Source organism: Pseudomonas sp. FW305-E2 (assembly GCF_058782925.1).
Window position 1 is genome coordinate 286,027 of the sequence record NZ_JBYSYE010000001.1, and the last position, 20,038, is coordinate 306,064.

Annotated in this window: 16 protein-coding genes and 2 pseudogenes; 7 read left to right on the plus strand and 11 right to left on the minus strand. The window is 63.0% G+C overall.

The genetic code is table 11. The features are described 5' to 3' along the window. Window positions 1–6: 6 nt before the first annotated feature. Both nicD and nicC read right to left on the minus strand, forming a co-directional pair. The gene (gene nicD, locus AC3WLP_RS01550) at window positions 7–813 is read right to left on the minus strand and encodes an N-formylmaleamate deformylase (RefSeq protein ID WP_014756038.1); all 807 of its coding nucleotides are present in this window, start codon (window positions 811–813) and stop codon (window positions 7–9) included. Next, a complete protein-coding gene (nicC, locus tag AC3WLP_RS01555; protein WP_014756037.1) occupies window positions 810–1,958 on the minus strand; it encodes a 6-hydroxynicotinate 3-monooxygenase in 1,149 nt (382 codons plus the stop codon). Before nicC ends, nicD begins: the two co-directional genes overlap by 4 nt. Window positions 1,959–2,279: 321 nt before the next feature. Between nicC and AC3WLP_RS01560 the strand changes: the two genes are divergently transcribed. The 4 genes from AC3WLP_RS01560 (at window position 2,280) to AC3WLP_RS01575 (ending at window position 8,346) form a co-directional block, all read left to right on the plus strand. Then, entirely contained in the window at window positions 2,280–3,332 is a 1,053-nt protein-coding gene (locus AC3WLP_RS01560) for a 2,5-dihydroxypyridine 5,6-dioxygenase (RefSeq protein ID WP_004577272.1), read from the plus strand. A gap of 70 nt (window positions 3,333–3,402) precedes the next feature. Beyond that, entirely contained in the window at window positions 3,403–3,879 is a 477-nt protein-coding gene (locus AC3WLP_RS01565) for a MarR family winged helix-turn-helix transcriptional regulator (protein ID WP_003251120.1), read from the plus strand. A 433-nt stretch (window positions 3,880–4,312) separates the two neighbouring features. Beyond that, complete coding sequence (locus tag AC3WLP_RS01570) at window positions 4,313–4,786, plus strand: (2Fe-2S)-binding protein (protein WP_088512475.1); 474 nt, start codon at window positions 4,313–4,315, stop codon at window positions 4,784–4,786. Next, the gene (locus AC3WLP_RS01575; protein ID WP_088512476.1) at window positions 4,783–8,346 is read left to right on the plus strand and encodes a molybdopterin cofactor-binding domain-containing protein; all 3,564 of its coding nucleotides are present in this window, start codon (window positions 4,783–4,785) and stop codon (window positions 8,344–8,346) included. Before AC3WLP_RS01570 ends, AC3WLP_RS01575 begins: the two co-directional genes overlap by 4 nt. Window positions 8,347–8,349: 3 nt before the next feature. On the opposite strand, the gene AC3WLP_RS01580 is transcribed toward AC3WLP_RS01575, so the two are convergent. Then, window positions 8,350–8,988: a TetR/AcrR family transcriptional regulator gene (locus AC3WLP_RS01580; RefSeq protein WP_012051871.1), complete on the minus strand. Its 639-nt coding sequence runs from the start codon at window positions 8,986–8,988 to the stop codon at window positions 8,350–8,352. A gap of 71 nt (window positions 8,989–9,059) precedes the next feature. Between AC3WLP_RS01580 and AC3WLP_RS01585 the strand changes: the two are divergent. Both AC3WLP_RS01585 and AC3WLP_RS01590 read left to right on the plus strand, forming a co-directional pair. After that, window positions 9,060–9,467, plus strand: a pseudogene (locus tag AC3WLP_RS01585) (XdhC family protein); the annotation flags it as partial. Between the two features lie 89 nt (window positions 9,468–9,556). Next, window positions 9,557–9,682: pseudogene (locus tag AC3WLP_RS01590) on the plus strand (LysR family transcriptional regulator); the annotation flags it as partial. Here AC3WLP_RS01590 and AC3WLP_RS01595 read toward each other — a convergent pair. Next, window positions 9,642–10,370: a FadR/GntR family transcriptional regulator gene (locus tag AC3WLP_RS01595; RefSeq protein WP_014756033.1), complete on the minus strand. Its 729-nt coding sequence runs from the start codon at window positions 10,368–10,370 to the stop codon at window positions 9,642–9,644. The pseudogene AC3WLP_RS01590 and the gene AC3WLP_RS01595 overlap by 41 nt on opposite strands. A gap of 96 nt (window positions 10,371–10,466) precedes the next feature. Between AC3WLP_RS01595 and AC3WLP_RS01600 the strand changes: the two genes are divergently transcribed. After that, window positions 10,467–11,213 (plus strand): FadR/GntR family transcriptional regulator, encoded by a 747-nt coding sequence (locus AC3WLP_RS01600; protein ID WP_012051868.1) that lies wholly within the window; start codon window positions 10,467–10,469, stop codon window positions 11,211–11,213. Here the strand turns inward: AC3WLP_RS01600 and AC3WLP_RS01605 are convergent. From AC3WLP_RS01605 to AC3WLP_RS01635, 7 genes are all read right to left on the minus strand, one after another. Beyond that, the gene (locus tag AC3WLP_RS01605; protein ID WP_088512477.1) at window positions 11,198–13,018 is read right to left on the minus strand and encodes a glycosyl hydrolase family 28 protein; all 1,821 of its coding nucleotides are present in this window, start codon (window positions 13,016–13,018) and stop codon (window positions 11,198–11,200) included. The two genes, AC3WLP_RS01600 and AC3WLP_RS01605, sit on opposite strands and share 16 nt — an antisense overlap. A gap of 28 nt (window positions 13,019–13,046) precedes the next feature. Continuing rightward, window positions 13,047–13,823: an ABC transporter ATP-binding protein gene (locus AC3WLP_RS01610; protein ID WP_012051866.1), complete on the minus strand. Its 777-nt coding sequence runs from the start codon at window positions 13,821–13,823 to the stop codon at window positions 13,047–13,049. A gap of 11 nt (window positions 13,824–13,834) precedes the next feature. Then, the gene (locus tag AC3WLP_RS01615) at window positions 13,835–14,674 is read right to left on the minus strand and encodes an ABC transporter ATP-binding protein (RefSeq protein WP_012051865.1); all 840 of its coding nucleotides are present in this window, start codon (window positions 14,672–14,674) and stop codon (window positions 13,835–13,837) included. An 11-nt stretch (window positions 14,675–14,685) separates the two neighbouring features. Further along, complete coding sequence (locus AC3WLP_RS01620; RefSeq protein WP_012051864.1) at window positions 14,686–15,600, minus strand: ABC transporter permease; 915 nt, start codon at window positions 15,598–15,600, stop codon at window positions 14,686–14,688. Window positions 15,601–15,661: 61 nt separating this feature from the next. Then, window positions 15,662–17,272, minus strand: a complete 1,611-nt coding sequence (locus AC3WLP_RS01625; protein WP_017148230.1) for an ABC transporter substrate-binding protein — start codon at window positions 17,270–17,272, stop codon at window positions 15,662–15,664. A 48-nt stretch (window positions 17,273–17,320) separates the two neighbouring features. Next, window positions 17,321–18,334 carry an ABC transporter permease gene (locus AC3WLP_RS01630; RefSeq protein ID WP_017148229.1) on the minus strand — a complete coding sequence of 338 codons (1,014 nt, stop codon included), beginning with the start codon at window positions 18,332–18,334 and terminating at the stop codon, window positions 17,321–17,323. A gap of 68 nt (window positions 18,335–18,402) precedes the next feature. Continuing rightward, entirely contained in the window at window positions 18,403–20,013 is a 1,611-nt protein-coding gene (locus tag AC3WLP_RS01635; RefSeq protein ID WP_088512478.1) for an ABC transporter substrate-binding protein, read from the minus strand. Between the last annotated feature and the right edge of the window lie 25 nt (window positions 20,014–20,038).

A 20,038-nucleotide genomic window follows, 5' to 3' on the forward strand; every position in this document is an offset into this window, starting at 1 on the left:
GCTCCGTCAGACGAGGGGGTGGTCGAGGAAGTCGCCAAAGGCGGCGAAGAAACCGTCCAGGTCATCCCAGGGAATCATGTGGCCGGCGTTGTCCACGTACGCGACCTGGATATCCGGCTTTAGCTCGCGCATTTCAGCAATGTCACGGGGCTCGATCACTCCCCCCCGCCCAGCCACCATCAGCAATGCCGGCTGGCGCACTGCGGGCAGGTACTGGTGGATATCGACCTCGTGGAAATCGTCGAAGGCCCGCACGATCGCCGGCTCGTAGCAGGTGTGCAGCCACTCGGCACGCAGGGCCAGCTGCGCGTCGCTCCAGGTGGCGCAGAAGGCGCGCATGTCATCGCCGCTCATGCCAACCGTGGCTTGGCGGATCGAATCGACGTACCACGGCAACTTGCTCGGGTAGGCGCGGCGGCCCGGACCGGACACCGGTGGGTCGACCAGCACCAGCCGCTGCAGTCCCGGTGCCCCTTGGGCGGCAGCGCGGATGGCAAAACGCGCCCCCATCGAGTGCCCGACAAGATGGTAGCCATCCAGGCCCAGCGCGGCGGCAAAGGCGGGAATATCAGCAGCACAAGCGTCGGTGCCGTAGTCCAGTTCGGGGCCGCTTGAAGACAAGCCGCGCCCGCGCACATCCAGCACATAGGTGTCGAAATACTGCCCAAGGCGCTCGGCAACAAAGCCCCAGGTGATCGCTGGGCTGGTGATGCCCGGCACCAGGATCAGCGCATGGCCCTTGCCGCCATAGCGCAGGTAATGCTGGCGGATGCCATTGGCGCTCACGTTACCGCCAGCGACGAAGGTGCTCATGCCGCCTCCCCGCTTTCAAGCTGCTGCCCATAGAGGTCGTAGCCGTAAACCCAGGCTGGGTCTTCCTGGGTGTAGAGCCAGGTGTTGGCGTTGGATACCGATTGCACCTGCGATGCCCGCTCTTTACGGTTGGCCTCGTAGAGGGCGAACGCCGTGCGGTGGTCGGACAACCCGGTCTCCTGCAGGCAGCGGGTCAGCATGGCCGCGTCCTCGATGGCCATGCACGCGCCCTGGGCCATGTGCGGTTTCATCGGGTGGCAGGCGTCGCCCAGCAGCACCAGGCGGCCACGGCTCCACAACGGCAATGGGTTGCGGTTGCGCAGCGGCCACTTGGTAATCGATTCGGTAGCGTCGATCAGCTTCTGTACGGTGGGGTGGTAGCCTTCGAAGGCTGCGCGCATTTCTTCCTGGCTGCTGTCGACGAACGCACCCTGGAAGTCCCAGGCTTCATGTGGCACGCCGGTGACGAAGTAATACTCGTCGCGCTTGCCGGTGGTGTAGTAGACCATCATGTGGCGGTCTTCGGACCACCATTTGACGCAGGGCTCGAACACATCGGCATGCGGTGCCAGGTTCACCCCGCGAATCAGTGCACGGTGCGCGACCCAGCCGCTGTAGATCGGCGCTTCAGCCCCCAGCAACGCTTCACGGATCTTCGAATGGATGCCGTCGGCCCCAATGACGATGTCGGCCACGGTGTGGGTGCCGTCGGCGAAGTCCAGGCGCACCTGGTCACCTTCGTCGACGATCTTTTCCAGGCGCTTGCCGAAGTGCACGGTGCCCGGCTGGATGGCCTCGATCTGCAGGGCGTGCAGGTCGCCACGGTGGATGGTGATGTAAGCGGCGCCGTATTCGCGGCGGGCAAACTCGCCCAGCGGAATGCGCGACAGGTAATCACCGGTATTGCCGTCGCGGCTGAACCAGAAGTCCGGGTGCGAGCCCATCAGCTCCAGCTTCTGCTCCAGCCCCATGCGGCGGAAGATTTTCATCACGTTAGGGCCGATATGAATGCCCGCGCCCAGGCGGGTGAACGCCGGAGCCTGTTCGAATACCTCGACATCGAACCCGGCCTGTTGCAGCAACGTGGCGGCGGCTGCCCCACCCAGACCTGCACCGACGATTGCGATTTTCTGCCTACCCCGCATGGGTATGTCTCCTCTTGTTCTGATAGGTGGCCAGCGGTTCAACCGCCTGACGATTTAGAGCGTATACGCTATAAATGACCTTTGAAAAGAGCCCGCTGAAAATATTTTTCAAACAGCTGATCGAAACAACACTCGGCTTATTGTTACCGTAAATACTGGGTGATGTGTGGATATGTAACGTTTGAACAGATAACTTGCGCTCGCTGGCAGGATGCGTTTTCATCTGCAAAAGTAGGGTGTACACACTATTATTTTGCACCGAGATGAAGCACCAGGCACTGCCATGGTGCGCCCCTGTCAACGCCACCCAGGAGAACCCCGATGCCGGTGAGCAATGCACAACTGACCCAGATGTTCGAGCACGTACTGAAGCTGTCTCGCGTGGACGAAACGCAGAGCGTGGCCGTGCTCAAGAGCCACTACTCCGACCCGCGCACGGTCAACGCCGCCATGGAGGCCGCCCAGCGTTTGAAGGCCAAGGTGTATGCGGTAGAGCTGCCGGCGTTCAACCACCCGACCGCCATGGGCAACGACATGACGGCCTACTGCGGCGACACCGCGCTGACCGGCAACCTGGCGGCGCAGCGGGCGCTGGAAGCAGCCGACCTGGTCGTCGACACCATGATGCTGCTGCACTCACCCGAGCAGGAGCAGATTCTCAAGACCGGCACGCGCATCCTGCTGGCCGTGGAGCCACCCGAGGTGCTGGCGCGCATGCTGCCGACCGAAGACGACAAACGCCGGGTGCTGGCTGCCGAAACCCTGTTGAAACAGGCGCGCAGCCTGCATGTGCGGTCCAAGGCCGGTAGCGACTTCCACGCCCCGCTCGGCCAGTACCCGGCCGTGACTGAGTACGGCTATGCCGACGAACCGGGGCGCTGGGACCACTGGCCCAGCGGCTTTCTGTTCACCTGGCCGAACGAGGACAGCGCCGAGGGCACGCTGGTGCTGGACGTGGGCGACATCATCCTGCCGTTCAAGAACTATTGCCGCGAGCGCATCACCCTGGAAATCGAAAAAGGCTTCATCACCGGCATACATGGCGGCTTCGAGGCCGAGTACCTGCGTGACTACATGAAGTACTTCAACGACCCCGAGGTATACGGCATCTCGCACATCGGCTGGGGCCTGCAGCCGCGCGCGCAATGGACGGCCATGGGCCTGCACGACCGCAACGACGGCATGTGCATGGATGCCCGTGCGTTCTACGGCAACTTCCTGTTCTCCACTGGCCCCAACACCGAGGTCGGTGGCAAGCGCAAGACCCCGTGCCACCTGGACATCCCGCTGCGCAACTGCGATATCTACCTGGATGACAAGGCGGTAGTGCTGGCCGGCGACGTGGTTGCACCAGAGGAGTCGCGAGCGCGATAGGGGTTATACTGGCCGGGCGCTCCGCTATTGGCGGCCGGCCAGCCTCTTTCCACCCAGCCCAAGCCATCCTATGTCGAAAAAAACCACCCCCAGCAGCGCCCCGCTCGACAACACCCCCTACGACGTTACCGAACAGGTCGGGCACTTGCTGCGCAAGGCCTACCAACGGCACACGGCGATTTTCCAGCAGCAGGCCTGCGACCCGCAGCTTACCTCGATCCAGTTCGTCACCCTGTGCGCCCTGCGCGACCACGGCCCCAGCTCCCAGGCCGAACTGATCAAGGCCACCGCGGTGGACCAGGCAACCATCCGCGGCATCGTCGAGCGCCTGAAGGCGCGTGAGCTGGTGCAGCTTTCGCCAGACCCAGGCGACCGGCGCAAGGTCATCGTCGAACTCACCGAAAGCGGCGCGGCCTTGCTCGATGCAATGATCCCCTGCGCCCGGCAGATCAGCGAACTGAGCATGGGCAGCTTGAATGCCGGCGAACGTGTAGCCATTTTGTACTTGCTGCGCAAGATGATCGACAGCGACGAAAACGCGGGCTGAAATTTGTTGTGACTGCCGCAGTGGCCGTCACAGATACGCGGCCTGAGAGATCGAGCACATAGCGAGCAAGCTCGCTCACATTGGACACGCATCGGTGGTTGGACACAGGCCGCCGTAGGCGCGGGCTCACCCGCGAAAGGGCCGGCCCTGCTGGCCAATCTCCACCCGCCGATCACCGTTGCCGCCGCCACCGTATTCGCGGGTAAACCCGCTCCTACACACACATCGGGGGTTCGGCAAAGCGCGATGCGCCGCGCGGGCGCTCGATTTCCCAGACGCCGACAATCTTCCTCCCTGCCCCCACCACAGCGCTCTGCAAATTCATCCCTGGCCTGCTTCTTGCTCACTCATTTCATGTAGTGAGTACTTACCGAAACGCTCGCGTCATTTGAGTCCTTTGGTAGCGCAAGCAACCTTCAGAGATGAGCCAATAATGCAAACAACCATCTCCCTGCAGGTCAACGGCCAGCCCGTCGAAGTCAGCGCCATGCCTGACACCCCACTGCTGCTGATCCTGCGCAACGACCTGTCCCTGAACGGCCCCAAGTACGGCTGCGGCCTGGGCGAGTGTGGGGCGTGTACGGTGATCATCGATGGCGTGGCCGCCCGCTCCTGCGTCATCCCCTTGGCCGGCGCCGCCGGCCGCAATATCACCACCCTCGAAGGGCTGGGCAGCAAGGCCGCGCCGCACCCCGTGCAACAGGCGTTCATCGACGAGCAGGCGGCCCAGTGTGGTTACTGCATGAACGGCATGATCATGACCGCCAAGGCCCTGCTCGACCGCATTCCCGAGCCCAGCGACGAACAGATTCGCAATGAGCTGTCCGGCAACCTGTGCCGCTGTGGCACCCACGTCGAAATCCTGCGCGCCGTGCGCCGCGCTGCCGAGACCCGGAGAAAGCCATGAACCACTCACAACAGGTGCCCAGCCGCGACCAACTGTTGGCCAAGACCGGCGTGTTGCTGATCGTCGACCAGATCACCCCACCCTCAGGCCCTGTGGCCAAAGGCGTGACGCCTCCAGCCAAGGAACGTGAGCTGGCGTTGTTCATCGCGGTCAGCGACGACGGCATGGTCTACGCCTTCAATGGCCATGTCGACCTGGGCACTGGCATCCGCACCTCGCTGGCGCAAATCGTCGCCGAAGAGCTGGACCTGCGCATGGACCAGGTGCACATGGTGCTGGGCGACACCGAGCGGGCACCCAACCAGGGCGCGACCATTGCCAGCGCCACCCTGCAGATTTCCGCGGTACCGCTGCGCAAGGCCGCAGCCACAGCGCGACGCTATCTGTTGCAACAGGCCGCCCTACGCCTTGGCTGCCCGCCCGAAATGCTGCGCATTGAAGACGGCACGGTTATCGCCAGTAACGGCAGCACGCTGAGCTTTGCCGAACTGGTGCAAGGTGAGAACCACCGGCTGCACATTGCCGAGGACGCCCGACTCAAGGCCATCGAGGACTACCGCCTGGTCGGACGCAGCGCCGCACGGGTAGACATCCCAGGCAAGGCCACCGGCGAGCTGACCTATGTGCACGACATGCGCCTGCCCGACATGCTTCACGGTCGGGTCATCCGCCCGCCCTATGCCGGCCATGACAGCGGCGACTTTGTCGGCAACAGCCTGCTGGCGGTGGATGAATCCTCCATCGCCCATCTACCCGGCGTGGTCGCCGTGGTGGTCATCCGCGACTTCGTCGGCGTGGTGGCAGAGCGCGAAGAGCAAGCCATCCGTGCAGCCCATGAGCTGAAAATCAGCTGGAAGCCATTCACAGGCAAGCTGCCCGACCTTAGCGATGTCGCCCAGGCCATCCGCGACAACCCGCGCGTGCAGCGCACCGTGCTGGACCAGGGCGATGTCGACGGCGGCATCGCCAATGCCAGCCAGCGCCTGAGCCGCAGCTACCTGTGGCCGTACCAACTGCACGCATCGATCGGCCCATCATGTGCGCTGGCCGACTTCACCGCAGGGCAGATCCGCGTGTGGTCAGGTACGCAGAACCCGCACCTGCTGCGCGCAGACCTGGCCTGGCTGCTGGCGTGCGACGAAGCACGCATCGAGATCATTCGCATGGAGGCAGCCGGCTGTTATGGCCGCAACTGCGCCGATGACGTGTGCGCCGACGCGGTGCTGCTGTCACGTGCGGTGCAGCGCCCGGTGCGGGTGCAGCTGACCCGCGAACAGGAACACGTGTGGGAGCCCAAGGGCACCGCGCAGCTGATGGAAATCGACGGCGGCCTGAACGCCGATGGCAGCGTGGCCGCCTATGACTTCCAGACCAGCTACCCGTCCAATGGCGCGCCCACCCTGGCCCTGCTGCTGACCGGTGCCGTGGAACCGGTGCCGGCGCTGTTCGAGATGGGCGATCGCACGTCGATCCCGCCTTACGATTACGAACACATGCGCGTCACCATCAATGACATGACGCCACTGGTGCGCGCCTCGTGGATGCGGGGGGTGTCGGCCATGCCCAACAGCTTCGCCCACGAGTCGTACATTGATGAGCTGGCCTTCGCCGCTGGCGTCGACCCGGTCGAATATCGCCTCAAGCACCTGTCCGACCCACGCGCCATCGACCTGGTCAAAGCCACCGCTGAACGCGCGCAATGGCAGCCGCATACCCGGCCCATGCAGACACAGGCCGAAGGTGATGTGCTGCGCGGCCGGGGTTTTGCCTATGCGCGCTATATCCACAGTAAGTTTCCCGGCTTCGGCGCGGCCTGGGCAGCCTGGGTGGCTGATGTCGCAGTCGACCGGCGCACAGGCGAAGTGGCCGTCACCCGCGTGGTGATCGGCCACGATGCCGGGATGATGGTCAACCCCGAGGGTGTGCGTCACCAGATCCACGGCAACGTCATCCAGTCCACCAGCCGGGCGCTCAAGGAGCAGGTCAGCTTCGAAGAGTCGACGGTGGTGAGCAAGGAATGGGGCGGCTATCCGATCCTGACCTTCCCCGAGGTGCCAGCTATCGACGTAATGATGCTGCCGCGCCAGCACGAGTCGCCAATGGGCAGTGGCGAGTCAGCCTCGGTACCCAGCGCAGCGGCCATCGCCAATGCCATTTTCGACGCCACCGGCATTCGTTTTCGCGAGCTGCCGATCACTGCCGAACGCGTGCGCGCTGCGCTCGGTGGCGAAGGCCAAGGGCCAGATGCACCCGCGCCAGCGCAGCCGTCAACCAAGCGTTCGAAGTGGTGGTTCGGCTCGCTGGCCGGGGTGTTCGGCGCCGCATTGGGCATGCTTGCCACCGCCTTGCCCTGGCGCGCCGAAATCGCCCCGGTAACGCCACCGGGTGTCGGCAGCTGGAGCGCCGCCATGCTCGAGCGCGGGCGCCAGGTGGCGGCGGCCGGCGACTGCGCCGTGTGCCATACGGTCGGCGGCGGCAAGGTCAATGCCGGGGGGCTGGCAATGGGTACGCCTTTTGGCACGTTGTACAGCACCAATATTACCCCCGACCCAGAAACCGGTATCGGCCGCTGGTCCTTCGCCGCCTTCGAGCGGGCCATGCGCGAAGGTATCAGCCGCGATGGCCGGCACCTGTACCCGGCGTTTCCCTACACCTCGTTTCGCAACATCAACGACGCCGACATGCAAGCGCTGTATGCCTACCTGATGTCGCAGACCCCGGTACGCCAGGAAGCGCCCGCCAACCAGATGCGCTTCCCGTTCAACCAGCGGGCGCTGATGGCCGGCTGGAATGCGCTGTTTCTGCAACGCGGCGAATACCAGCCCGACCCGCAGCGCAGCGCACAGTGGAACCGCGGTGCCTACCTGGTCGACGGCCTGGGCCACTGCACGGCCTGCCATTCGCCGCGCAACCTGATGGGCGCAGAAAAAGGCGGTAGCAGCTACCTTGCCGGCGGCATGGTCGATGGCTGGGAGGCCCCGGCCTTGAATGCCTTGGCCAAGTCATCGACGCCGTGGAGCGAAGACGAGTTGTTCAACTACCTCAGCACTGGCTTCTCCGAAAAACATGGCGTGGCGGCCGGCCCCATGGGCCCGGTGGTCAGTGAGCTTGCCACCCTGCCAAAAAGCGACGTGCGCGCCATCGCCCACTACCTCAGCTCCCTGGATGGCGAGCCGCAGGCACTGGCCGCCAATGCCGCGCCTCAGGTGGACTCGCCAGTGTCGCTGAGCAACGGCGAGCGGGTATTCAAAGGTGCATGCCTGGCCTGCCACAGTGATGGGCTGGGGCCGAAGCTGTTTGGCGTCAGCCCGTCGATGGCGGTCAACAGCAACGTCCATAGTGACCTGCCGGACAACCTGCTGCGCGTGGTGCTGCACGGCATTCCGACCCCGGCAACCCGCGACCTGGGCTACATGCCCGGTTTCAAGGACAGCCTGTCGGACCGCCAGGTAGCCGACCTCGCGGCCTACCTGCGCCATCGTTTTGCCGCCGACAAACCGGCCTGGCAAGGGCTGGCGTCCAAGGCTGCGCAGGTACGCGCCAACCCTGGCAGCCACTGAGGCTCAGCGGCGCAAGCCGCGCAGCGCAAGGTCACTGATGAAGGCCAGCCAATCGGCCTTGGCCTGCTTGTCGGCCAGGTCCACGGCCAGGAACGAGCTGAGCGTATGGCGGTTGGAGTTATAGAAGTAGCAGAGCGAGGCAATCATCAGGTAGGCGTGGGTAATGCAGATATCGTCGCGGAACAGGCCCTTTGCTTGTCCGGCCTCGATGATCGGCCGCAGCACGCCGACCGCTTCGCCGGACAGCGCCCTGAGGTTTTGCGACTTGCGCGCGTGCAAGCCCTGGTGAAGGTTTTCGGTGGCGAGGATGGTGACGAATTCGGGGTGGCGCACATAATAGTCCCAGATAAACGCCACCAGCTCGCGCAGGGCCTGCTCAGGGTCGGCGAGGTCGAGGCGCAGCTTCGCTTCGGCCTGGTTGAAGCTGGCATAGATGTGCTCCAGCACACTGATGAACAGCTTTTCCTTGCTGCCGAAGTAGTAATAGATCATCCGGTCGTTGGACTTGGCCAGTGTGGAGATCTGCTCGATGCGCCCACCAGTGAAGCCTTCCTTGCTGAAGACCTTCACTGCGGCCTTGAGAATATTGTCCCGGGTGCGGTCGGCCTGCTGGGCGCGAACACCGGTTTTGCGAGTTTGCATGTCGGTCCCTGTGGGGCTGGCCAGATACCCAACACTGCCACAGACATTGAGCCATTGCGCGGCTTTTTCGACTGGGCTGCGAGGTCATCGCCTGCGACCCGCGCGAGGAGATGGCGCACGTCGAAATCGAGGGCGCACAGATGCATCGGGTGCTGCCTTCGCTGTTCATTGCTGCGGGTGGTTGCCATGCGGCTACCGCCATTGTGGCGCTGACGCATGATCCGAAGATCGATGACCTGGCATTGATGGAGGCGGTGAATACCCCAGCGTTCTATATAGGCGCCATGGGTTCGGCGGCCACGTCAGCCCGTCGCGCCGAGCGGCTGCAGCGGATTGGCGGGCTGACCGACAAGCAGATAGAACGGCTGCACATGCCTATTGGGCTGGACCTGGGCAGCAAGGCGCCAGCGGAGATCGCGCTGGCGGTGATGGCGGATGTGCTGCGGGTGTATCGGGGCAAGGCGCGGGATGCGCTGTGAGGCCAGCCACCGCCCCAAGCCATCAAGCAGCCTGCGCCTGCCCCCCCAACAACTGGCCCGGTTCAGGTCGCCCTGCAAATCATCACTTACTGCCACCACCCGTGGAGTTGCCGAACATCGAGATCAACCTGTTCTGGCACAGACGGTACATCAAGGACCCGGCCAACCGGTGGCTCAGGCAATTGATGTTCGATCTGATTTCGGACACCCGCTGACCGCTCGCTGGGCGCGTGTCAGGCAGTTGACCAAGTGCAGCCGCATGGCAGCGCGAGCAGCACCGGCGTCCTTGCGGGTAATCGCGGCATGCACTTGCTCACGCTCCCGCGCCTCCAGTGCCCGTTGCTCGGTATCGCCCCCCGGCACTGCTTGCTGGGCCGCAGCCAACAAGGTATGCCCAAGATGGGTCATGGTGTCGATGAAAAAGCTGTTGCCCGTGCATTGGGCTATCTGCAGGTGAAACTCGAAGTCGGTACGCATGCAGGGTGCAGACTGCGTAGCGACACTCCCATCCAGCGCCGCCCGCATGGCAGCCAGTTGCTCTGAGGTGGCACGCTGGGCAGCAATGGCAGCCGCCTCGACTTCAAGGCAAAGCCGCAGCTCGATGATCGCCACCTCGTTGTATGCGCCCCCCATTCCAGGGTTGGCACTCTGGAAGTCACCTGCCGGGATGGCGTCTACAACGAAGGTGCCGATACCACGGCGGGTTTCTACCAGGCCTTCGGCCTGCAACCGTGACATGGCTTCGCGCACCACGGTACGGCTTACGCCACGCGCTTTGGTCACGGCTTCTTCGGTGGGCAATTTGCTTCCCGCTGGCAATTCGCCCGAGAGAATCTGCTGCGACAGGTCATGCACCAGTTGCTGGGCGAGATTCAGGCGTTTTTCCGGGGTGGCAGAAGCCATTGGGCGAACCTTTGCTAAGCGGAAGATCCCGGAGTATACCCGCTGCCCGGGGCCAAAACGCACTATACTGCCCGCTGCCAACACAAGAGCACAGTAATGCCGAACCCGACCGCCAGCCCCCCTCAACAGCCTCGCCGCCTGGCCGAAGCACTGGTCGAGCGCTTCGCCCAACGCATGCGTGAGGGCACGCTCAAGCGTGGTGACAAGCTGCCGACCGAAGCCACACTGATCGAAACCGAAGGCGTCAGCCGCTCGGTAGTACGCGAAGCGTTGTCGCGCATGCAGGCAGCGGGCCTGGTCGAGACCCGCCACGGCGTGGGCACCTTCGTGCTGGACATGCCGGCACCGGAGAGCTTCAACGTGGGGCCGGCAACCATCAGCCTGCTGTCCGATGTGCTCGACCTGCTGGAATATCGCCTAAGCCTTGAAGTACAAGCCGCCGGCATGGCCGCCGAACGGGCCACGCCACAGGCACTCGAAGAACTGCAGCAAGCCTTGGAAGCCCTGATGCAAGGCCCGGAAAAATCCGGCAGCACGACCAACGCCGACTTCCAGTTTCACCTGAAAATTGCCAAGGCCGCGGGTAACCAGTACCTGATCGATATCATGAAGCACCTGGGCACCAAGATGATCCCCCGCACGCGCATGAACTCTGCCTATACCGGGCAGAGCAACCGCAGTACCTACCTGGCCGGTATCAACGCCGAACATCAGCAGATCTACGACGCCATCGCCAGCCGCCAGGTGGATGCGGCGCGCGCCGCCATGTACCTGCACCTGAGCAACAGCCGTATGCGCCTGCGTGAGGCGCAACGGCTACAGGCATTCTACAGCGAGGCCTGAGGCCCCGGCGCGGGCTCTACGTCCGTATAGACAAGCCCTTGGCTGCCCTGCACCTGCCAAGGGTTGGCACCCCCGGTGTCAGTGAAGCGAAGCCCGTCGAAACGCGAGTCCTTCAGGCCATCGATCTTCACCGGGGCTGGCCCGCGAAAGCGCACTCGTTCAAACACCAGGCCCTGATGCCAGGCGCCATGGCTGCTATCGCCCTTCACCTCGATGGCAGCGGTGCGGGCGTTTTCCACGCTTACGTCGCTGACCGTGATATCCCGGAACTGCCCCGCCACCGCCGAGCGCTTGTAATCGAGCTTGGCATTCGGGTCGTTGTAATCCAGGGTGAAGATGAAGGCCTGTTTTGCCGTATTGCGGATGGCCGAATCACGGAAAGTGACGTGGCGTGCGCCGCCGCCCATGAAGTTGGTGCTTTTCATGCGCAGCCCGGCATCGGTGCCATCGGAGACGTTGTCCTCGGCCAGGATGTGCTGAATCCACGCGCCGGTATGGCTGCCCGCCACGACCATGCCATGGCCTTTGCGGAAATAGTTGTTGAAGATCCAGGCCTCCTCCTGCGCCTTCTGGTGGACCGCATCCGCCCCGGTGCCAGCGGCGAAGTTGACGCAGTCGTCTCCGGTGTCGAAGAAGTTGTTGAACACCAGGGCACCGCGGCTGTTGGCAAACTCGATACCGTCGCCGTTGTTGGCGTCGTAGGTACGGTGCGTGGTGTTAGCCAGCACCACATTCTGCGTCTCCAGGTTCATGATGCCGTGGTAGGCCGGGTTGACCACCGTGAAGCCACCATAGAACACGTTTTTCACATTGCGCAGGGTAATCAGCGAGGAACGCATCTGACCGTAGGCGTCCTTGACATTCATGCCCTCGGCCACCGCCCGCTCCACCTGAGCCTTGGCCAGCACGCCATCGTGCATGTAGCGGCTGTTGTCGCTGGGCAGGTAGAAGGGCAAGGCTTGCCCGCGCTCGTCGAGCACATCCGGGTTACGCTTCCAGCCATTGCCGTCGATGATGCCCTTGCCGACGATGCGGATATTCTCGAAGGCTTGATACGCACGCGGGTCGCGCGGCAAGGCATTGATCAGCGAGGCCGGACGCACGGTGGTGGAATACGGGTACTGGATATAGCCCTGGCGCGGGTAGTCCTCGGCACGCTCGGAACCTAACAGGGTAGCGCCCTCGGCGATTTCCAGGGTCATGTCGCTCTTGAGGTAGAGCGCCCCGCTCTTGTACGTGCCGGCAGGCAGCAACACCTTGCAGCCCTTGCTGCAAGCATCGATGGCACGCTGAATGGCAGCCGTGTCGAGCGCCTTGCCATCGCCCTTGGCACCGTAGCGCTGCACGTTGAACAGCGCCGGTATGGCCGTGGTTCGCTGCACAACCACGGGGCTGTCAGCAGACTCCTTGCCATTGCGATCGACCGAGCGCACGGTGAAGTGGTACTCGGTATCGGGGGCAAGCCCTTGGGCGGTGAAGCTGTGAATGGCGATGCGGTGGTGGAAGTTGTGCAGGTCCTGCTCGTAAAACCGGTCGATGTACGGTTTGGCCGGTGACACCTGCTCGTTGTTGGCGTTGCTTGCACCCAGCAACCGGCCATTGGCGTACACGTGGTAGTCGACGATCTCGGCATGGCTGGCGGGCTTTTCCCATACCAGGATGATCTGCCGGTCGTCGTAGGCCAGCGTCGGCACCTGGACCTTTGCAGGTGCCTCTACGGCCCACAGCGGCAAGCTGCTGCCCATGGCCAGGGCAACCACGGCAGCACGCACCCGCGAAGCGGGCGCAAGGTTGGCATTCAGCATCTTCTTATCTTCCTTGTAATTGCCGGGTTCAGGCCGACATGGCCGGGGCACGATCTGCGCTGAAGTCACGGCTGGCTTGCACCAGCATTCGTGTGTAATCGTGGGTGGCCTGGTCCTGGCTCAGTGCCTGGCAGTCCAGTTGCTCGACGATACGCCCCTGCTGCATCACCGCGACCTTGTCACACAGATGGCTGACCACGCCCAGGTCGTGCGTCACCATCAGGTAGGTGAGCTTCTCGCGCTGACGCAGGTCGGACAACAGGTTGAGAATTTCTGCCTGCACCGACACATCCAGCGCCGACGTGGGCTCATCGAGCAACAGCACCCTAGGCTCAAGAATCAACGCCCGGGCGATAGCCACGCGCTGACGCTGGCCACCGGACAGCTGGTGCGGGTAGCGGTAACGGTAGCTGTCGTTGAGGCCTACCTTGACGAGGATGTCGTTGATGCGATCGTTGCGCTCATCCATGCCGTGGATCACCAGCGGCTCGCGCAGTGCAGTGTCGATGGTATGGCGCGGGTGCAGCGAACCATAGGGGTCCTGGAACACCATCTGCACCTTGCGAAAGTGCTCCTTGGGGAGCTTGTGTTGCAACGGCACGCCGTCAATGCTCAGGGCTCCGCTCCAGTGCCGGTACTGGCCGGCCAGGCAGCGCAACACCGTGGTCTTGCCAGAACCAGACTCCCCCACCAGGCCAAATGACTCGCCATCTTCGACACTCAGGTCGACATTGTGCAGCACCTGGTTGAGCGTGGCGCCAACGCCAAAACTCAGGTTCAATGCGTGTGCTTGGATCATGGACATGGTCAGTTACCTCAGCAGGAGAGCCACAGGGGGTCGCGTTGCAACACGGGCAAACGCGGGCGGCGGTTGTCCATGCTTGGCAAAGCGGCCAGCAGGCCTCGGGTGTAGGGGTGTTCGGCACGGTGCAGGTCACTGGCAGCCAGCGACTCCACCACGCGCCCGGCGTACATCACCAGCACCCGGTCACAGTAATTGCGCACCAGGTTCAGGTCGTGGCTAACGAAGATCAGCCCCATCTGCTGCTCCACCACCAGCTCTTCGAGCACGTTGAGCACCTGCTGGCGCACCGAAACATCCAGCGCCGAGGTCGGCTCGTCAGCGATGATCACTTCCGGGCTGGTGATGACCATCATCGCGATCATGATGCGCTGGCCCATGCCGCCGCTCACCTCATGCGGATAAAGATCGTAGACGCGCTTCGGGTCGCGGATATGCACCTTGTCGAGCATCTGCAGCACCCGCTCACGGGCGTCGTTGCGGCTGGCCTTGTGGTGCGCCAGGTACGCCTCGGCAATCTGGTCACCCACCCGCACCACCGGGTTGAGCGAATACTTGGGGTCTTGCATGATCATCGAGATGCGCTGGCCGCGAATTTTCTGCATGGTCTTTTCGCTGGCACTGAGCAGGTCGACATCGCCGAACTGCAGGGCCTTTGCGGTGATCTGCGCGCTGCCGGGGTGCAGCTTGAGCAAGCTGCGGCCCACAGTGGACTTGCCCGAACCGGATTCACCCACGATGGCGAGCTTTTCCCGGCCCAGGGTGAAGGACACATCACGCACCGCGTGCATCACTTTCTTGCCGTTGACGAAGCGCACATTGAGCGATTCAACATTGAGTTTGACTGCTGACATAAAGCCTCCGGTTACTCGCTACGCGGGTCGAGAATGTCCCGCAGGCCATCGCCCAGCAGGTTGAACGCCAGGCTCACCAACATGATTGCCGCACCGGGTACGGCTACCAGCCACCAGCACTCGAGCATGTAGCGCCTCCCCGTGGAGATCATCGCCCCCCACTCCGGCAATGGCGCCTGCGCCCCTAGCCCGAGGAAGCCCAGCGCCGCCGCGGTAAGGATGATGCCGGCCATGTTCATGGTCAGGCGGATGATCACCGACGACAGGCACATCGGCACGATATGGCGCAGGATGATGCGTGTCGAAGACGCGCCCTGCAGTTCGACCGCCACCACGAAGTCGGCCTTGCGCAGCGACAGGGTTTCGGCCCGGGCCAGCCGTGCGATCGGTGGCCAGGAGGTTAACGCAATAGCCACCACCGCATGCTCAAGGCCAGGGCCCAATGCGGCAATGAAGGCCAGCGCCAGTACCAGGCTGGGGAACGAAATGAAAATGTCGGTGACGCGCATGAACACGGTATCGACAATGCCGCCGAAGTAGCCCGATACCGTGCCGATGAACAGGCCGATCGGGCCGACGATGACCGTCACCAGGGCGATGATGTAGAGGGTGATACGCGCGCCATAGACCAGCCGGCTGAAGATATCCCGGCCGTATTCGTCGGTACCGAACCAGTGCGCGGCACTGGGTGCCTGCAAGGCGTTGGCGAGGTTCTGGATGACCGGGTCGTGGGTGGCGATCCACGGCGCGAACGCCGCTACCACGACCAGCAGCAAGGCCACCAGCAAGCCCGCCAGGGTCATAGGGTTGCGGACCAGCAGGCGCAACACCCGCAGGCTGCTTTTGCCAAGGGCCTCAAGGCTGGACGCCGGGGCATCGGCCTGCCGCTTGGCGGTAGATTCGGTAGAAGATATGTTGGCAATCATCGGCAAGTTCTCGATGTGGAGTCATGGCCGCTCGGGGTACCCGTGAGCCCCCGGACGGTACTCAACGTTGCTTGTAGACGCCGAGGTAGCGGGTGGCTTCGGCGTCGTCGCCAGTGAAACCCTTGACGTCGGCTGCGCTTACGGCGGTGTCGGTCATCTGCGAAATCATCATGATCGGCCCCACCTCGTCGTCGTACAGTTTCTGCGCCTGCTGGTACATGGCCAGGCGTTTGGCCGCATCGCGCTCGCCCCCCACCCGGTCGATCAGGTCATTCAGCGGGGGGCTGAAGAACGACGCTCGCCAGCCCTGGAAGTTGGGCAGGCCAGCACTGTCACTGTTGTCGGGGTTGTAGACGAAGGTGCGCAGGCTGAAATACGGGTGCGGATAACGCTCGGCGCCCCGCGCCACGATCATCTCAAAGTTGCGCGCGCGCATGGCGCCATACACCTGGTTGCCGGTACCGGTGACGATAGTGGCCTTGATACCACCTTCAGCCAGGGTCGACTGCATACGTGCGGCGATATCAATGAAGGGAGGTTCGGACAGCGTGCGAATGGTTGTATTGAAACCTTGTGGGTAGCCCGCCTCTGCCAGCAGTGCCTTGGCTTTGGCGACATCTAGCTTGTAGCCAGGGTCGGGCAACCGGGCCTCGAGCCCTAGCTGCATCGGCTGCTGGTTGAGCTTGCCGTAATGCGGCATCACCTGCTGGTCCAGGCCCTGGTAGTCGATCAGGTTACGCACCGCTTCGCGGACTTTGCGGTTGGCAAACTCCGGCTGCTTCATGCTCATCGCCACGTAGTACAGGGTGCCGCGCTGCAACGCTTGCACCTGGAGTGTGTCGGAACTCTCGATGGCCTTGATATCCGGCGCAGCCATACCGTAGGCCAGGTCCAGGTCACCGCGTTCGAGCATCAGGCGCAGTGACTGCGACTCGGTCATGTGGCGGACCAGCACTCGCTTCATCTTCGCCGGGCCTGCCCAGTACCCGTCGAAACGGGTCATCACCAGCGCATCGTTGGCGCTCCACTTGGTCAGGGTGAACGGCCCGCTGCCTGCCTCATTGGTGACCAGCCAGGCCGCGCCCAGGTCACCGTTCTTCTCATGCTTGAGCACTTGCTGGCGGTCGACCACGACAGCGCTGGGGGACACAGCCAGCGAGTCGATCACCAGCAACGGGTCGGTCGGCTGCGGCAGGTCGATCACCAAGGTATGGCTATCGGTCGCACGGATCAGCTTTTGAATGTTTTCGACACTGTAGCCGTAGGCCTTCCAGGTGGTAGCCAGGCCATAGTTGAGCTTCATCACCCGGTACAGTGACCAGGCCACATCTTCGGCAGTGAGCGGGTTGCCGGAATGGAACAGGACATCACCGCGCAGGTGGAAGGTGATCTGCTTGCCGTCTTCGCTGACGTCCCAGCGTTCAGCCAGTTGTGGCAAGTGCTTGTCCGGATTGCCCTGGTCGCGCTTGATAAGCGTGTCGTAAAGGTTGGCATTGATGCCGGAGGCATCCAGGCCGGGCGCGTTGGCCGGGTCGATGGAGAACAGGTTGACCATGCTCATGCCGACGATCAACTGGTCGCCAGGGGTTTTCGCCTGCACCACAGTGAGCGGGCCAAGCAGCAGCGCTGCGCCCAGCAAAGCCATACGCAGCGGCGGGAATACAGTCTTCATGGCGCATCCTTTTTTATAGTTATTCAATGTGTTCACGCTGATCGGGAATTAGCGGGTCCTTGGATCGAACACCTTGTACAGGGCGTCGCTTATCAGGTTGAGCGCGACGAAAATCAGGCCGATGATCAACACGCAGCCCATCACCGCGTTCATGTCACCGAGCATCAGGCTGCTGGTGAGGTATTGGCCGAAGCCAGGCCAGGCAAACACGGTTTCGATCAGCACCGCCCCCTCCAGCAACGAGCCATAGGCCAGGGCGACCACCGTAAGCAACTGCACGAGGATATTGCGGAACGCGTGGTTCCAGACCACCTGGCGCCGCGACAACCCCTTGACCCTGGCGGTGATGATGTATTCCTGTGACAGCTGCTCAAGCATGAAGCTACGGGTCATGCGGCTGATGTAGGCCACCGAGTTCAGGCCCAGGATCAACGCCGGCAGAACGATATGGCGCAACGCGCTGGTGAAGGCCTCCCAGTCACGCGCCAGCGCCGTGTCGATCAGCAGCAGGCCGGTAACCTCATCGACCATGCCGTCATAGGCCAGGTCGATGCGCCCTGCGCCACCCGCCCAACCCAGCCAGGCGTAGAACACCAGCAGGCCCATCATGCCGACCCAGAAAATAGGCGTGGAATAGCCGAACAAGGTAATGACCCGTGCGACATGGTCGCCGACCCGCCCCTGATTGCTGGCAGCCACCACGCCCAGTGGCAGACCGATCAGCACGCCAAACAGAATGGCCAGCGTTGCCAGCTCGATGGTGGCCGGGAACACCCGCTTGATGTCATCGAGTACTGGGTGGCCGGTGAGCAGTGCATTGCCGAAATCACCGTGCAGCAAGTCGTTCAAGTACAGCCCGAACTGGGCCCAGATCGGTTTGTCCAGGCCCATCGCCCGGTATACCTGGTCGTAGGTGGAGCTGTCGGCATCCGGGCCAACTACCGCCAGCACGGGGTCCAGCGGCATGACCCGGCCGATGAAGAACGTCAGCGCCAGCAGGCCAAGCAAGGTCACCAGCACCGTGCTGGCCCGGCGGGCAGTACCCGATACACGGGCACCCATTACAGAGGCAGTCGAAGCAAACATAACAGGCTCCTGAAAAAGCATTCACCAATCACGCAGGCTTGACCTCAGCGCGACTTGTAGACGTCTTTGTAACGGGTGGTGGCCGCGGTATGGCCTTGGTAGTCCTGCACATCGTGGTAGAGCACCACGGTGTCGGTCATCTGCGACACGGGCAGAATGGCCCCCACCTGCTCGTCCAGGGTTTTCTGGATTTGCTGGTACTGGGCCAGTTGCTGCGCCTTGTCGGGCTCGACTTCCGCCTGCTCGATCAGGTTGTTCAGCTCGGGGCTGTAGAACGAGGTACGCCAGCCCTGGAAGTTGCTCAGCTTGGCTTCGTCGCGGTTGTCCGGGTTGTACACCAGGGTGCGCAGGCTTGAATGCGGATGCCGTTCAGCACCACCGCCGCCGCGCCCGACCAGGATGTCGAAGTTGCGCTCACGCATGGCACCGTAAATCTGGTTGCCGGTACCGGTGACGATGGTGGCCTTGATACCGGCCTGGGCCAAGGTCGACTGCAGGCTGGACGCAATGTTGATGAAAGGTGGCTCGGTGAGCACGCGGATGGTGGTCTTGAAGCCCTCGGGGTAGCCCGCTTCGGCCAGCAGTTTTTTCGCTTCGGCCACGTTCAGGGCATAGCCCGGATCATCCAGCCTTGCTGCCAGGCCAAGCGGTAGCGGGCGCTGATTGAGCTGGCCATAGTGCGGCATCACGGTCTGGTTGATGCCTTGATAGTCGATCAGCGAACGAACCGCCCGGCGTACGCGCACATCGTCGTAGGGTTTGTTCTTCACGCTCAGGGCAACGTAGTACAACGTTCCGCGCTGCACGGTCTGGGTACGAACGTTGTCAGACTTCTCCAGCGCCTCGATGTCTGGCGCGGACATGCCCTTGGCCAGGTCTAGGTCGCCCCGCTCCACCATCAACCGCAGTGACTGCGACTCGGTCATGTTGCGCATGACGATGCGCTTGAGCTTGGCTGGGCCACCCCAGTACCCGTCAAAACGGTTCATCAGGATGACATCGTTGGCGCGCCACTCCTTGAGCACGAACGGCCCGCTACCAGCCGCGTGAGTGGCCAGCCAGGCACTGCCCATGTCATCGCCCTTCTGGTGCTGCTGCACCACCTTGCGGTCGAGGATGAATGCGCTGGGCGAAGTTGCCAGGGTATTCAGCACCAGCAACGGATCAGTCGGCCGTGGTAGCTCGATGACGAAGGTTGAGTCATCAACAGCGCGCATGTGCTGGTCGACATTGCCCGCAGAAAACCCGTAGGCCTTCCAGGTCGACGCCAAGGCCAGGTTAAGTTTGAGTACGCGCTGCAGCGACCAAGCGACATCCTCGGCACTTAGCGGGTTACCAGACTGGAACGTTACGCCCTTGCGCAGGTTGAACGTGAGGGTCTTGCGGTCATCGCTGACCTGCCAGCTTTCTGCCAGCGCCGGTAGCAGCCGGTCCGGCTGACGTACGTCCTGCACCAGCAGCATGTCGTAGAGGTTGGCATTGACCTCGGACACATCCAGCCCGGTGGCCGCCGCCGGGTCGAGGGACAGCAGGTTGATCATGCTCATACCGACGATCAACTGATCCGCCGGGGTTTTCGCTAAAGCAGCAGGTACCGAGGTCAGCGCCAGAGACGCAGCAAAGACCCCCGCCCAGAGTGTGGGGATAACGCTCATGTGAGATCGCCTTCTTATAGTTATT

Bases quoted from the DNA above. Each gene is read 5' to 3' on its own strand.
- nicD (WP_014756038.1), bottom strand. From the start codon at position 813: ATGAGCACCTTCGTCGCTGGCGGTAACGTGAGCGCCAATGGCATCCGC.
- nicC (WP_014756037.1), bottom strand. From the start codon at position 1,958: ATGCGGGGTAGGCAGAAAATCGCAATCGTCGGTGCAGGTCTGGGTGGG.
- AC3WLP_RS01560 (WP_004577272.1), top strand. From the start codon at position 2,280: ATGCCGGTGAGCAATGCACAACTGACCCAGATGTTCGAGCACGTACTG.
- AC3WLP_RS01565 (WP_003251120.1), top strand. From the start codon at position 3,403: ATGTCGAAAAAAACCACCCCCAGCAGCGCCCCGCTCGACAACACCCCC.
- AC3WLP_RS01570 (WP_088512475.1), top strand. From the start codon at position 4,313: ATGCAAACAACCATCTCCCTGCAGGTCAACGGCCAGCCCGTCGAAGTC.
- AC3WLP_RS01575 (WP_088512476.1), top strand. From the start codon at position 4,783: ATGAACCACTCACAACAGGTGCCCAGCCGCGACCAACTGTTGGCCAAG.
- AC3WLP_RS01580 (WP_012051871.1), bottom strand. From the start codon at position 8,988: ATGCAAACTCGCAAAACCGGTGTTCGCGCCCAGCAGGCCGACCGCACC.
- AC3WLP_RS01595 (WP_014756033.1), bottom strand. From the start codon at position 10,370: ATGGCTTCTGCCACCCCGGAAAAACGCCTGAATCTCGCCCAGCAACTG.
- AC3WLP_RS01600 (WP_012051868.1), top strand. From the start codon at position 10,467: ATGCCGAACCCGACCGCCAGCCCCCCTCAACAGCCTCGCCGCCTGGCC.
- AC3WLP_RS01605 (WP_088512477.1), bottom strand. From the start codon at position 13,018: ATGCTGAATGCCAACCTTGCGCCCGCTTCGCGGGTGCGTGCTGCCGTG.
- AC3WLP_RS01610 (WP_012051866.1), bottom strand. From the start codon at position 13,823: ATGTCCATGATCCAAGCACACGCATTGAACCTGAGTTTTGGCGTTGGC.
- AC3WLP_RS01615 (WP_012051865.1), bottom strand. From the start codon at position 14,674: ATGTCAGCAGTCAAACTCAATGTTGAATCGCTCAATGTGCGCTTCGTC.
- AC3WLP_RS01620 (WP_012051864.1), bottom strand. From the start codon at position 15,600: ATGATTGCCAACATATCTTCTACCGAATCTACCGCCAAGCGGCAGGCC.
- AC3WLP_RS01625 (WP_017148230.1), bottom strand. From the start codon at position 17,272: ATGAAGACTGTATTCCCGCCGCTGCGTATGGCTTTGCTGGGCGCAGCG.
- AC3WLP_RS01630 (WP_017148229.1), bottom strand. From the start codon at position 18,334: ATGGGTGCCCGTGTATCGGGTACTGCCCGCCGGGCCAGCACGGTGCTG.
- AC3WLP_RS01635 (WP_088512478.1), bottom strand. From the start codon at position 20,013: ATGAGCGTTATCCCCACACTCTGGGCGGGGGTCTTTGCTGCGTCTCTG.